General features: G+C 70.0%; 11 protein-coding genes. 3 read left to right on the top strand and 8 right to left on the bottom strand.

The genetic code is table 11. The features are described 5' to 3' along the window. Positions 1-320 precede the first annotated feature (320 nt). Genes AC1DVT_RS13075 through AC1DVT_RS13065 form a run of 3 tightly spaced genes read left to right on the top strand, consistent with a single transcriptional unit; the run spans position 321 to position 3,946 of the window. Positions 321-2,132 (top strand): sigma-70 family RNA polymerase sigma factor, encoded by a 1,812-nt coding sequence (locus tag AC1DVT_RS13075; RefSeq protein WP_477389497.1) that lies wholly within the window; start codon positions 321-323, stop codon positions 2,130-2,132. A 54-nt stretch (positions 2,133-2,186) separates the two neighbouring features. Continuing rightward, positions 2,187-2,579 carry a YrdB family protein gene (locus tag AC1DVT_RS13070; RefSeq protein WP_477389496.1) on the top strand — a complete coding sequence of 131 codons (393 nt, stop codon included), beginning with the start codon at positions 2,187-2,189 and terminating at the stop codon, positions 2,577-2,579. After that, positions 2,576-3,946: an FAD-binding oxidoreductase gene (locus AC1DVT_RS13065; RefSeq protein ID WP_477389495.1), complete on the top strand. Its 1,371-nt coding sequence runs from the start codon at positions 2,576-2,578 to the stop codon at positions 3,944-3,946. The genes AC1DVT_RS13070 and AC1DVT_RS13065 overlap by 4 nt, the downstream gene beginning before the upstream one ends. 7 nt (positions 3,947-3,953) lie before the next feature. On the opposite strand, the gene AC1DVT_RS13060 is transcribed toward AC1DVT_RS13065, so the two are convergent. The 8 genes from AC1DVT_RS13060 to AC1DVT_RS13025 form a co-directional block, all read right to left on the bottom strand. Next, positions 3,954-4,673: a hypothetical protein gene (locus AC1DVT_RS13060; protein ID WP_477389494.1), complete on the bottom strand. Its 720-nt coding sequence runs from the start codon at positions 4,671-4,673 to the stop codon at positions 3,954-3,956. 224 nt (positions 4,674-4,897) lie between these two features. Continuing rightward, positions 4,898-5,293 carry a PPOX class F420-dependent oxidoreductase gene (locus tag AC1DVT_RS13055; RefSeq protein ID WP_457100040.1) on the bottom strand — a complete coding sequence of 132 codons (396 nt, stop codon included), beginning with the start codon at positions 5,291-5,293 and terminating at the stop codon, positions 4,898-4,900. After that, on the bottom strand, positions 5,290-5,985 hold the full coding sequence (locus AC1DVT_RS13050; protein ID WP_477389493.1) for a hypothetical protein: 696 nt from the start codon (positions 5,983-5,985) through the stop codon (positions 5,290-5,292). Before AC1DVT_RS13050 ends, AC1DVT_RS13055 begins: the two co-directional genes overlap by 4 nt. 192 nt (positions 5,986-6,177) lie before the next feature. Continuing rightward, the gene (locus tag AC1DVT_RS13045) at positions 6,178-7,119 is read right to left on the bottom strand and encodes an ROK family protein (protein ID WP_477389492.1); all 942 of its coding nucleotides are present in this window, start codon (positions 7,117-7,119) and stop codon (positions 6,178-6,180) included. Between the two features lie 43 nt (positions 7,120-7,162). Next, positions 7,163-8,074: a carbohydrate ABC transporter permease gene (locus AC1DVT_RS13040; protein WP_477389491.1), complete on the bottom strand. Its 912-nt coding sequence runs from the start codon at positions 8,072-8,074 to the stop codon at positions 7,163-7,165. Continuing rightward, entirely contained in the window at positions 8,074-9,033 is a 960-nt protein-coding gene (locus AC1DVT_RS13035; protein ID WP_457100044.1) for a carbohydrate ABC transporter permease, read from the bottom strand. The genes AC1DVT_RS13040 and AC1DVT_RS13035 overlap by 1 nt, the downstream gene beginning before the upstream one ends. A gap of 80 nt (positions 9,034-9,113) precedes the next feature. Further along, entirely contained in the window at positions 9,114-10,448 is a 1,335-nt protein-coding gene (locus AC1DVT_RS13030) for an extracellular solute-binding protein (protein WP_457100045.1), read from the bottom strand. Positions 10,449-10,545: 97 nt separating this feature from the next. Beyond that, a partial coding sequence (locus AC1DVT_RS13025; protein WP_477389490.1) for an ROK family transcriptional regulator occupies positions 10,546-11,595 on the bottom strand: 1,050 nt, incomplete at its 5' end.

The following is an 11,595-nucleotide window of genomic DNA, read 5'->3' as shown; positions in this document are numbered from 1 at the left end:
CCCCAGATGCAACGGCCGCGCCACCCCAGGTGAGCCGGGTCCGGAGATCCCTCCCCCGAGTTCTCTCCGGACCCGGCTCACCTCTCGAAGAATTCGGGTGAGTCTTCTTGCTTGAGTAGACGGCGATCTGCCAGGTCTATTACGCGACTTCGGCAGGTTTTCTTCGAGCGCAGGCGCTGGATCGTCCTGAGCGGGACGCGCCTGCCGATCCGGGCATGGCGGAAACCGGGAATCGCGCGGACAATGGAGGCGCAGCGCGGCAAGAACTCGCGACACCGCCCTCCGGCCCTGCCGGACCCGATCGCAGATCCGGAGACGACGTGACCACCATCGACGGCGCCGGCGAGGCAGCAGCCGCGATCGACGACGCCGCCGACCAGGAACTCGTGCTGCGCAGCCGATCCGGCGACCGCGCCGCGTTCGGTGAGCTCTGGCGCCGCCRCTACCGAGCCSGGATCGCGGTGGCCCGATCGATGACGTCGAGCCTCGACTCCGACGACCTCGTCCAGGAGGCGTACGCGCGCATCTATCAGTCGATCCTGCGCGGCGGCGGCCCGACCGGCTCGTTCCGGGCGTATCTGTTCACCAGCATCCGCAATACCGCGGCCGGCTGGGGACGCGCCCGCAGAGAGACGACCACCGACGACCTGGAGACGATGGAAGACCCCGCCACCAGCGACCGCGCGACCGAGGACGCGCTCGACCGCAGCATCACCGTGCGCGCCTTCCGCAGTCTCCCGTCACGGTGGCAGGAAGCGCTCTGGTACTCCGAGATCGAGGGGATGAAGCCGGCGGAGGTCGCCCCGCTGCTCGGCATGAAGCCGACCGCCGTTGCCCAGCTGACGTTCCGGGCGCGCGAGGGGCTGCGCGAAGCCTGGATCCAGGCGCATCTCAAGGACGTCGCGAACGGCTCGGACTGCCAATGGACCATCGAACGCCTCGGCGCGTTCGCGCGGTCCAATCTCGGCCGGCGAGACCAGGCAAGGGCGGAGGCGCATCTCGCCGAATGCACCCGATGCTCGATCGTCGCGAGCGAGGCGAAGGATGTCTCGCGTCGCCTCACCCTCGTGCTTCTCCCCCTGACTATCGGCGTGACGGGAACCGCCGCGTACCTTGCGACCGTCCAAGGCGGTGGGTCATCCCTCGTGGCACTCGCGGCGATGCCGAGCGGTGTCGTCCACGGCACGGTCGCGATGCATGGCGGCACGGGCCTGGCGGTCGCCGGGACGGGGTTCGGGGCCACCGGCTCGGGAGTCGCGACCGTAGGCGCGGGCGCGGGAGCCGCCATGGCGGGCACCGCGGGCGCAGCCGGAACCGTCGCAGGCACGGCAGCCGCCACGGCGGGGCTGGTGGCCGCCGGCGCGGCAGGCGGGGGGCTGCTCTCGACCATCGGAGGCATGGTCGGCGTGGTCGTCGCCGGCGCGGTCCTCGTCGGCTCGGCGGCCTCGGGCATCGCCCTGCAACCCGCTGTCCCCGCGCCCCCTGCGACCACGCACGTCGCGACCGAACTGCCCCCCACCGGGGTCGACGAGACGGGGACGGTGCCCGCTTCGGCAGGCGATTCGAACAATCCCACCGAAGACTTCTCCTCGGCTGAGGACGAAGAGGTGGGGAGCGACGGCACCACCGCGAGCCGCACCGGCGACCCGACCGCCGACGGAACGGCGACGGGCAGCGCAAACGGCACCGGACCCGGCTCCGCCAACGGCACGGCGACGGGCAGCGCCAACGGCACCGGACCCGGCTCCGCCAACGGCGCCGGACCCCGCTCCGCCAACGGCACCGCAACAGGCACCACCAACGGCCCCGGACCCGGCTCCGCCAACGGCGCCGGACCCCGCTCCGCCAACGGCACCGGACCCGACTCCGCCAACGGCACCGCAACAGGCCACACCGACCACACTGCGCCCGGCGCCGAACCCGCGACTACGGCGGACGGCAGCGATGGCGAAGTACGCGAGCGCGGGAGCTACCCTCAGGCGAGGGTCGTCCCCCCGCCGCCGCCGGCAGGGGCTGCGGCCGCTGCCTCCGCGGCCGATCGCGGCGCACCTGCCAGCGGCCTTGCGCCCGCCGCTGCCCCGGGTGCCGCCGTCCAGGTGCCCATCAGCGAACTGGTCGCCCCCTCCGACTGAGGGTGCCGTCGGGGCCCCGGCGGGCCGGCCAACAGGCCGCCGTAGACTTGACGCATGTCCGAGACCCCCCGTGTGACCCCTGCGAAACCCGCAGAGCCCGCACCCGGCACCCGTGCGCCGCTGACTCCGCTCGACCTCGCGGCCTTCGTGTGCGAGCTCCTGGCATTCGGCTCCCTCGCGCTGTGGGGCTTCGTCGCGTGGTCGTTCCCGTGGAACATCGTCGTCGGCATCGCCGCTCCTTTGGTCGCCCTCCTCATCTGGGCGCTGTTCGTCTCGCCGCGCGCCGTCTTCGCCGTGCATCCCTTCATCCGCGCCCTCGTCGAGCTGCTCGTCTACGTCGCGGCGACGATGGCCTGGTGGAGCCTCGGGCAGGCGTGGATCGGCATCATCTTCGGCGTCGTCGCGGTGACCGTGGGCGTGCTCGCCGGCCGGCGACGCCTGGCGTGAGCGAAGCCGCCGACGTTCTGGCGCTCCTGCGCGCGGCGCTCGGCGATCGGGTCGACAGCACCGCGGCCGCGCTGCGCGAGGCCCGCGCCGACAAGTCCGGGCACGCGGCATCCGGAGTCCCGCTTGCCGTCGTCCATGCGCAGTCGATCGCCGACGTCCAGGCGACCCTGCGCATCGCGACCGAGACCCGCACCCCTGTGGTCGTCCGCGGTGCGGGAACGGGTCTGGCGGGGGCGGCGAACGCCGGCGAAGGCGAGATCGCCCTGTCTATGCGGGCGATGGATCGCATCCTCGAGGTGCGCCCGGACGACCTGCTCGCCGTGGTCGAGCCCGGCATCCTCAACGGCGATCTCGATACGGCGCTCGCCGAGTTCGGCCTGTGGTGGGCGCCGGACCCCGCGAGCCGTGCGATCTCGACCGTCGGCGGCAACATCGCCACCGGCGCGGGCGGCCTCCTCTGCGCGAAATACGGAGTGGTGCGGGATGCCGTCCTCGGCGTAGATCTCGTGCTCGCGGACGGGCGGCTCCTGCATCTCGGCCACCGCACGGTCAAGGGTGTGACTGGCCTCGATCTCACCTCGCTCGTCATCGGGTCAGAAGGGACGCTCGGCGTCGTCGTCAGCGCCACCCTGAAGCTGCGCCGGCTCGTCCCCGGGGACGTGTGCACGATCGCGGCCACGTTCCCCGACGTGCGGGCGGCGGCTGAGGCATCCGCCGCCGTCACCGCGTCCGGCGTGCAGCCGTCGATCATGGAGCTGATGGATGCCGCGTCCCTGGCCGCCGTCCACGCGCTTCTCTCCCTCGACGCACCGGCTCCCGGCGCCGCGCAGCTGACGGTCCAGACCGACGGGCCGGCCGCGGCCGCCGAGGCTGACGCGATCGCTGCGACCCTGCGGACCGCGGGGGGCACGGTCGTGGTCTCGCACGACCGCGCCGAGGGCGAGCGGCTGCTGGCGATCCGCCGGTCGATGCACCCGGCGATGGAGACCCTCGGGACGACGCTCATCGAGGACGTGTCCGTGCCGCGCAGCGCGCTGCCCGCGATGTTCGGCGAGATCGCCCGCGTGGAGCGCACCTACGGCGTGACGATCCCCACGGTCGCGCATGCCGGCGATGGAAACCTGCATCCGAACTTCATCTTCGAGGGACCGGATGTTCCCGCGGTCATCTGGGAGGCCGCAGATGATCTCTTCCGCTCCGCCCTGCGTCTCGGCGGCACCCTGACCGGCGAGCACGGCATCGGCGTGCTCAAGCGCCGCTGGCTCGTCGACGAGCTCGGCGATGACCAGTGGGAGCTGCAGCGTCAGATCACGCGCGTCTTCGACCCGCTCGGCATCCTCAATCCGGGCAAGGTCTTCGAGCGCTGAAAGCCGGTCAGACCGCCGGCGCGGACGGGTCCGCAGGCGTGATCGCGAACGAGTCCGACGGCGGCGCCTCCGTGCGCGCGGCGCGACGGCCCGCTGCGACGGCCAGTCCGATCGCGAGTACGCCGAGCAGGAGGTGCGCGACGATGTCCGCCCAGAGGACCGCTTGGAAGGGGAAGTCCATAAGCAGCATGTAGGCGCCGGTGTTGGACATGATGCTCGTGACGTAAAGGATGAGGTAAGGGCAGATCGCGATCGCCGGAGCCCATCGCCAGAGACCCGGAATCGCGCGCGCCCGCCCGATCGAGACAACCGCGATGATCACGACGATGGGCAGGAGCACCGGCAGGCCGATGAGGATGAGGAGCGACACCAGATTCTCGCCCGGATTCGCCTCGAGAAGTGGCGGCCCGACGAGCAGGAGCACGAAGTTCCACAGCCCGAGCACGGTCATGGCGGTCAGTCCGACGGCCTTGCGCGCGACGACGCTGCCCTCGCCGCGCACTCCCCAGGCGAAGACGAGAAGGGACGCTCCGAAAAGCCCAGCTCCGATCATCGGCGGAAAGTAGTACACAAGTCCCTGCACCTGGATACCCAGCGCGTCCCACGGGAGCGCGGCCCGCACGAATTCGACGAGGGAGGCCGCGATCAGGAGACTGCCCCCCAGGACGAACGCGATCCTTCCGTTGCGGGTGCTTACGGCCGTCCGCCCGGCGAATGGTTGCGACATAGCGAATGCCTCCACTCATCGGAGGCTGAGGCACACCACCGAGTCGATAGTCCGATGCACCGTTGCATCCGACTTGGCGGCGAGCATATACCCCCAGATCGCCCATGCATCAGGGCTGCTCTGCCACCGTCGCGCATGCCGCCCGTGCGGCGAGGAAGCCGCGGCAACGCCGAAGGCGAGCGGTGCGCCCGCCGACCCCTGCGATCTGCCGTCGAATCGGCCGATCAGCGGCCGACGCTGCTGACCTTGTCGGCCTCGATGGTGATCACGACCCGCACCTGATCGCGCCCGCCGTACCAGGCGTAGGGACCCCCGGTGTATTTGTGCGAGAGCGTGTCGATGTGGTCAGGGCCGCCCACCTCGGTGATCTCGATCGCGCGTCCGCGCACCTGGAAATAGCCGCCCGGCCGGGCGGGATCGCTGATGGTGACTGCCACGCGCGGGTCACGCCGGAGGTTGCGCACCTTGAGGTGGGTGTCGACGCTGTTGATCACGATGTGCTCGCCATCCGTGTCGACCCACACCTGGGTCAGCTGCGGCGATCCGTCCTTCATGAGGGTGGCGATGTAGCAGATGCTCGGGGCGCGCAGCAGGGCCAGGAGCCCATCGGGAAGGGTCATCCTTCGACCCTACGTGCGGTTCCGGCGGCACTCGCCAACCAGATCGCCACGGCGCCGAGCACAAGTGGACTGACGACCGGGTACCAGGCCGTCATTTGGCCGACCACGGTGCGAATCGAGTCCGTTACGGCGGGTTCGGCCGACGAGAAGGCCGCCATGACTCCCCACAGCGCCACGGCGATCCCGAACGACACAGCGATCGCCGGCAGCCACCGCCACCCACCCGGAACAGCCCCGACCAGCGCGATTCGCATGGCGCCGGTGACCCCCGCGAGCGGCATCACGAGGRTCGACACCAGATTCACACCCCAGGCCACCGCCCCCAGAGAGTCATCTGGGTGGGCGACCGTGAAGAGGAGACCGACTGCGTCGACCACCGGTATCGAGAGCGCGAACAGCGTCAGAGCGGTGAGCCCGAGTGGTCGACGAGCAACCACGCTGCCTTTGCCCCGGATACCCCACGCGAACACCAGCACTCCCGCGCCGAAGAGCACAGCCGCACCAAGGTGGAGCACGTCCGCGACGCTCAGATCTGCGCTTGCCGGTGGCGGATAGTCGGAACCGCTGACCGGGGCCAGCACGACATTGAGGATGGCAGAAGCAATGAACAGCCCGCCTCCGAGGACGAACGCGATCCGCCCGTCTCTCGTGCCCACCGCCGTCGCCGATCGGTCGGTCGCGGATCCCGACATCGATGCTCCGCTCGCGGAGGAGTCAGAGCTGACCCCGGCTCAGGATCAGACACCCCAGTGCATCCGATCTGATGCAGAGGATAGACCCCGGGTGCCGCGTGTCAGCGTCGCGCCTGCAGTCCCTGCCGCTCCGGCTTGTTCGCAGACGCGCAGCGGCAGCAGTCGGCGAACGTCAGGCGGGATGCCGCGGCTTCAGCCATGGATGAGCGCCTCCTCGGGTTCCGGATCGCGAGCGCCGATGAGCGCCGCGCCGAGCGCGGCGGCGGGCGAGCCGAACGTGAGCATCTCGACCCGCTCCTCGAGCCGGAGCGAACGCATGAACGGCGAAGCCTGGGCGCTGGCGGCGAGTTCGGCCGCGACATCCGCCATCAGCCGCTCGCCGAGGGCCGTGACTCCGCCGCCCAGCACGACCACCTCGACGTCGGCGGTGAGGACGAGCACCCGGACGGCGGCGGCGACGCCGCGAGCCAGGCCAGCGCGCAGTGCGCCTGCGAAGGGATCGCCGGCGTCGGCCGCATCGAACACGTCGAGCACGGGCAGATCCCCTCCGCGGTCCCAGCGCTGCGCGATCGCGCCGCCGCCGGCGAGCGCCTCGATGCAGCCGCGCTGACCGCAGCGGCACTCCGCCCCCTGCGGGTCGACCGAGATGTGGCCGACCTCCCCGGCTGCGCCATGGGCGCCGCGCCACAGCCGCCCGCCGATCACGATGCCCGCGGCGATGCCGGTGCCGAGGTTGAGGTAGGCCATCGAGTCGATGCGATCGCCGCCGGCGCGGTGGAGGGCGTGGGCGCCGAGCCCAGCCGCCTTCACATCGTTCTCGACGCGCACCGTGACGCCCAGCTCGGCCGAGACCGCGGCGCCGAGGTTCAGTTCGTCGACGCCGAGGTTCACCGCGTGCAGCACGCGGCCGGTGCCCGGATCGACCTGACCAGGGATGCCGATCCCGACCGATCTGATCGACGCCAGCGTGGCCCCGGCGTCCGTGGCGACCGCGTGCACGGCCGCGATCACGGTGTCGATGACCCCCTCGGCGCCCCAGCCGGTCGCCAGTCGAACGCGTGCCGCGATCTCCCCGGTCGGGTCGACCACGACGGCGTCGATCTTGCTGCCGCCGACATCCAGACCGACCCTCATCGGCCGGCCTCCCTGGGGAAGGCGGCCCGTGTCTGCGTGCCCATCAGCCCTTGACCGCCCCGGAGACGAGTCCGCTCGTCATTCGGCCCTGGACGATCAGGAAGAAGATGATGACCGGCACCGCGACGATCGTCGAGGCGGCCATCACCTGTCCCCAGTCGATCGCGCGGGTCGTCGACGCCTGCACGAATCCGCGCAGCCAGAGCGGAAGCGTCTCGCTGTCGGCGCTCATGATCACGAGCGCGACGGTGAATTCGTTCCAGCACTGCAGGAACGCGAAGACGGCGGCTGCTACGAGCCCGGGCGCGAGCAGCGGCAGGGTGATCCGGATGAACGCCTGGGTGCGACTGAGCCCATCGACCATCGCCGCCTCCTCGAGCTCGGCGGGCACGCCGGCGACGAAGCCGCGCAGCATCCAGACCGTGAACGGGACGACAGCGGCGATGTAGAGGAGGCTCAGACCGGCGATGTTGCTCAGCAGGCCCAGCTCGCTCATCATCTTGTACTGCGCGACGAACAGGCCCTCGGCGGGGAGCATCTGGATCAGCAGGATCGAGATGATGAAGGCCGTGCGTCCGCGGAACTTGAACCGGCTGATCGCGATGGCGGCGAGGAAGGCGAAGATGAGGCAGAAGAACACCGCGATCAGCGTCACGCTGAGGCTGATCGCCAGCGCTGAGAAGAAGCTCTCGTCGATGACGGCGCGGAAGTTCGCGAACGAACCGCCGAACGGCACGAACGTCGGGGTGAACGACTCCAGGGCCGACGTCGGCAGCAGTGCGGAGTTGACCATCCAGTAGACCGGGAAGGCCCAGGCGATCGCGACGACGATGGCCAGGACGCTCCAGCCCCATGTGGCGGGCCGGCCGAGGCGGTGGCGGCGCGTGGGGACCGGCTTCGCGGAGGCGGTCCGGGGGTGCTCCGCGCCGGGTGCGGTGACGGTGTGCGTGGACATCAGGCCTGGTCTTCCTTGAGGAGGCTCCGGATGTAGAACCAGCTGATCAGGATGGTGAGAGCGAGCACGAAGATCGCCATGGCGGCGCCCTGGCCGAAGTTGAGCCCCGCGACACCCTGCTTGTAGATGTAGGTGCCGAGCAGGTCGTAGTCGCTGGCCTGGGGCCCGGCATCCTGCAGCATCGTGATCTGCGTGAACACGCGGAGGTCCCAGATGAGGTTCAGCAGCAGGACGATCATGATGACGGGACGGACCATCGGCAGCAGGATGTAGCGCAGGCGCTGCCACCCGGACGCGCCGTCGAGCTGAGAGGCCTCGATGACCTCGTCGGACACCTGGGTCAGCCCCGCATACGACGAGAAGGCGACGAACGGCACCGACATCCAGATGACGATGATGGATGCCACGCCGAAGAAGATCGCGGGGTCACCGCCGATCCAGTTGAAGTTGTTCATGTCGACGCCCGGGATCTTGTCCAGGAGGTAGTTGACGACGCCGCGACGCCGGTCGAACAGCCAGATCCAGACCGTCATCGCCGCTACGACCGGCATCGCCCATGCGAGCAGGAGCGAGACCTGCAGGATGATGCGGACCACGGTGGGCACCTTGCTCATCAACACGGCCAGCAGCATGCCGATCACGACGGTGATGACCGCGGTGACGATGCAGAACACGATGGACCGGATGGCCACGGCCCAGAAGGTAGGGCTGGTGGCGACGGCGATGTAGTTGTCGAGGCCGATGAACTCGGGGGCCTTGCCGCCCAGCTGCTGCATCGCGCCGTACTTCTGGAACGACGTGATGACCTGCCACACGACCGGATAGCCCATGCCGAACAGCAGGATCGCGATAGCGGGGAGGAGCAGGAACAGGTGGGTGAGGGGCCGGCGGCGTGAGCCGACCGCCTCATTGGCACGCGGGCCCGCCGTGACACTCGTGGTGGGGGCGGCGATCGCCATGGTCACATCCTTGGTGGTCGCGAAGGTGAATTCGGGGTGTTCCCGGGCCGGAGGCGATGCTCCGACCCGGGAACGGAGGATCAGCCGTTGATGATGGCGTTGATCTTCTCGTCGTACTCCTTGGCGAGGGCCTCGATGTCGCCACCGCCGGCCACCTTGCCGAAGAACTCCTCGAGGATCTTCGCGCCCTCGACCGCGGCCCAGCCGGGCGCCGCAGGGGTGAGCTTCGAGTTCAGCGCCGAGTCGATCAGGGCCGTGGCGAACTGGTCGTCGCCGAGCGAGCCGACCTGCGTCGTGTTCGCCGGGCCGAGGCCGTTCTCACCGAGCATCTGCTGGTACTCGTCGGAGAAGATGATGCGCATCAGCTCCTTGGCGCCGGCCTGGTTCTTGCTCTTGGCCGAGATGCCGATGTTCGAGCCGCCGGCGAACACGGGTGCGGCCTCGCCTGCCGTGGTGCCGGGCAGCGGGAAGACGCCGAACGTGTCGTCGTTCCACTCGCGGACCTCGACCGTGTCGCCCGCGTCGTTGGTCTTGTCGCCCGTGTAGTCACCGATCGACCAGTGCGCCCAGCCGGGTGCGATGATCGTGGCGGCCGTCGGCGGGGCGCCGGTCTTGTCGTTGTTGATGTTGACCCACGGGGTGCTGTCCGCCTCGGTGACCGGAGCCGTCGACGCGTTCACGAACAGGTCCTGGAACTGCTCGAGGCCCGCGATGCTCTTCGGGTCGGAGAGGGTCGAGACCCACTTGTCGCCGTCCTTCTTCGCGAGGTCGCCGCCGTTGGCGAAGATCCACGAGATGCCGTTGCGCCAGTCCTGGCCGCCGATGTAGAAGCCGGCCTGGTCGTCGGTCTTCAGCGACTTGACCGAGGTGTTGAACTCTTCGAGCGTGGCGGGCACCGACAGGCCGGCGGCCTCCCAGATGTCCTTGCGGTAGGTGATGTAGCGCGAGCCGAAGTAGTACGGCAGCGCGTACTGCGCCCCGTCGACCGAGCCGACCTCGACGAAGGACGGCAGCAGGTCGGACCCGCCGAGGTCCTCGTAGATGTCGCTGAGGTCGCTGAACGCACCGGCCGTGGTGAAGGTCGGCGCCCAGGTGTTGCCGATCTCGGTGACGTCGGGGGTGTTGTTGGCGTCGGGCAGCTGGTTCGCGAGCTTGGTGAGCGCGTCGCCCCAGCTCTGCTCCTCGATCGTGAGGGTGCCGCCGGTGGCATCCTTGTACTCCGCGACGAGGTAGTCGCGCAGCGCCGCGGGGGTGTCGCCGCCCATCACCCAGAAGGTGATGTTCTGGTCCTTGGCGCCTTCGGGGTCGAATCCCGACGGAGCGGCGCTCTCCGAGCCGCCGGCGCCGCCGGAGCAGCCCGCGAGCACGAGTGCCGCTGCGCCCAGGAAGGCGAAGGCTCCCAGCTTCTTGTTCATGTGTCTTCCTTCGTTTCTTGGTGATTTCGATGGGCCGGGTGGCCCATCCGGGGGGATTTCGGGTCCGGGGCGAACCCGTGGAGCGGGTCGTGCGGTGCTATGACACCCCGAGTTGTCCGGACAGGACCATGACGGCCGCGCCGCGCAGGACGATGTCCTGGCCTTGCTCCGTCATCCGCACGCGCACGCCGTCGTGGAACTTGGCGAGCGTCCGGGTGCGGAGGGTCTCGACGATCGCTTCCGCGAGTACTCCGTCGAGAAGTTCGGTGGGGCCGGAGAGCACGATCTCCGACACGTCCAGCACTCCCACGATCGGCGCGAGGGCGATGCCGAGGCGCTCCCCCGCGTCGCGGAGGATCCCTTCGCGGGCGTCGTCGGATGCCGCGGCCAGCCGCGCCGTGAGCGCAGGCACCGAGAGCCAGGCTTCGAGGCATCCGACCTTGCCGCAGACGCACAGCGGTCCACCATCGGTGCCGACCGTGACATGGCCGATCTCGCCCGCGGCGAAGTGGGCGCCGCGCATGGGCTGCCCGCCGGCGAGGAGGCCCGACCCGACGCCTCGGCCGACCTTGACCAGCAGCACATCGTCGCCGGCGCCGCCGAAGGTGTACTCCGCGAGCACTGCCGCATTGGCGTCGTTGGCGACGAGGACGGGCAGGTCGAGCGCACCGCGCAGCGCGCCCTCGAGATCGAAGCCGGCCCAGCCGAGGTTCGGCGCGGTGAGGATGACGCCATGGTCGTCGACCACGCCGGGGGTGCCCACGCCGATGCCGAGCACCGGGGCGTGCGACTGGGCGACCAGTTCGCGGGCGAGCGCGACGACCGTGTCGACGACGTCGTCGGCGCCGGTCGGCACGGGAGCCTCGAGTCGCACGACGATGTCGCCGTCGAGGGTGAGGACTGCGCCGATGAACGCGTCGCTGCCGGAGAGGTCGATGCCGACGATCCGGTGTCCGTCGCGATCGAGGTCGACGAGCATCGCCGGCTTGCCGGGCCCCGACGCCTCGCGCACACCCTTCTCCACGACGAGCTGATCGGCGATGAGCTCGGCCACGAGGTCGGAGATCGTCACCCGGGTCAGGCCGGTCTCGCGAGCCAGGTCGGCCCGGCTCATCGCGCCCTGGTGGAAGAGGGTCTGCAGGACGAG

The sequence above is a fragment of the Microbacterium sp. P2_F9 genome, from assembly GCF_056403635.1.
This window is presented reverse-complemented; position numbering and strand designations above follow the sequence as displayed.

Excerpts from the sequence above, each read along its gene's own strand:
- AC1DVT_RS13070 (WP_477389496.1), top strand. The coding sequence starts at position 2,187 with ATGTCCGAGACCCCCCGTGTGACCCCTGCGAAACCCGCAGAGCCCGCA.
- AC1DVT_RS13060 (WP_477389494.1), bottom strand. The coding sequence starts at position 4,673 with ATGTCGCAACCATTCGCCGGGCGGACGGCCGTAAGCACCCGCAACGGA.
- AC1DVT_RS13055 (WP_457100040.1), bottom strand. The coding sequence starts at position 5,293 with ATGACCCTTCCCGATGGGCTCCTGGCCCTGCTGCGCGCCCCGAGCATC.
- AC1DVT_RS13045 (WP_477389492.1), bottom strand. The coding sequence starts at position 7,119 with ATGAGGGTCGGTCTGGATGTCGGCGGCAGCAAGATCGACGCCGTCGTG.
- AC1DVT_RS13040 (WP_477389491.1), bottom strand. The coding sequence starts at position 8,074 with ATGTCCACGCACACCGTCACCGCACCCGGCGCGGAGCACCCCCGGACC.
- AC1DVT_RS13035 (WP_457100044.1), bottom strand. The coding sequence starts at position 9,033 with ATGGCGATCGCCGCCCCCACCACGAGTGTCACGGCGGGCCCGCGTGCC.
- AC1DVT_RS13030 (WP_457100045.1), bottom strand. The coding sequence starts at position 10,448 with ATGAACAAGAAGCTGGGAGCCTTCGCCTTCCTGGGCGCAGCGGCACTC.